This window comes from Streptococcus sp. 2579, from assembly GCF_013277195.1.
GTDB lineage: Bacteria > Bacillota > Bacilli > Lactobacillales > Streptococcaceae > Streptococcus.
Window position 1 is genome coordinate 1 of record NZ_VMMM01000010.1, and the last position, 812, is coordinate 812.

General features: G+C 50.6%; 9 tRNA genes. All 9 read right to left on the minus strand.

The annotated features are described in order from the left end of the window. Nucleotides 1-5: 5 nt before the first annotated feature. The 9 genes from HT725_RS06290 to HT725_RS06330 all read right to left on the minus strand — a co-directional run bounded on the left by HT725_RS06290 (nt 6) and on the right by HT725_RS06330 (nt 789). Nucleotides 6-79 (minus strand) — tRNA-Pro (locus HT725_RS06290). 15 nt (nt 80-94) lie between these two features. Next, a tRNA-Arg gene (locus HT725_RS06295) sits at nt 95-168 on the minus strand. Between the two features lie 11 nt (nt 169-179). Beyond that, nucleotides 180-265, minus strand: a tRNA-Leu gene (locus HT725_RS06300). A 7-nt stretch (nt 266-272) separates the two neighbouring features. Beyond that, a tRNA-Gly gene (locus tag HT725_RS06305) sits at nt 273-344 on the minus strand. A 22-nt stretch (nt 345-366) separates the two neighbouring features. After that, nucleotides 367-439, minus strand: a tRNA-Thr gene (locus HT725_RS06310). An 18-nt stretch (nt 440-457) separates the two neighbouring features. Continuing rightward, nucleotides 458-539 (minus strand) — tRNA-Leu (locus HT725_RS06315). Between the two features lie 5 nt (nt 540-544). Then, a tRNA-Lys gene (locus tag HT725_RS06320) sits at nt 545-617 on the minus strand. A gap of 24 nt (nt 618-641) precedes the next feature. After that, a tRNA-Asp gene (locus HT725_RS06325) sits at nt 642-714 on the minus strand. Nucleotides 715-716: 2 nt separating this feature from the next. Continuing rightward, nucleotides 717-789, minus strand: a tRNA-Val gene (locus HT725_RS06330). Between the last annotated feature and the right edge of the window lie 23 nt (nt 790-812).

The window sequence follows — 812 nt, forward strand, 5'->3', positions numbered from 1 at the left end:
ATGTATCGGGAAGACAGGATTCGAACCTGCGACACCTTGGTCCCAAACCAAGTACTCTACCAAGCTGAGCTACTTCCCGAGTTAAAAAGAAAAATGCACCCTAGAGGAGTCGAACCTCTAACCGCCTGATTCGTAGTCAGGTACTCTATCCAGTTGAGCTAAGGGTGCTCATTATATTATGCCGAGGACCGGAATCGAACCGGTACGATCGTTACCAATCGCAGGATTTTAAGTCCTGTGCGTCTGCCAGTTCCGCCACCCCGGCCTCTCTAAGCGAACGACGGGATTCGAACCCGCGACCCCCACCTTGGCAAGGTGGTGTTCTACCACTGAACTACGTTCGCACTGTTTTCTTCTATCTAAAAATGCCGGCTACATGACTTGAACACGCGACCCTCTGATTACAAATCAGATGCTCTACCAACTGAGCTAAGCCGGCTCATTTATTATATCTTAATGCGGGTTAAGGGACTTGAACCCCCACGCCGTTAAGCGCCAGATCCTAAATCTGGTGCGTCTGCCAATTCCGCCAAACCCGCAGATATGACCCGTACTGGACTCGAACCAGTGACCCATTGATTAAAAGTCAATTGCTCTACCAACTGAGCTAACGAGTCTAAAATAACTTCCGTTATCTTAAACGGTCCCGACGGGAATCGAACCCGCGATCTTCGCCGTGACAGGGCGACGTGATAACCGCTACACTACGGGACCTTTGGGAGTTAACGGGATCGAACCGCTGACCCTCTGCTTGTAAGGCAGATGCTCTCCCAGCTGAGCTAAACTCCCTAGAGCTAAGCGACTTCCATATC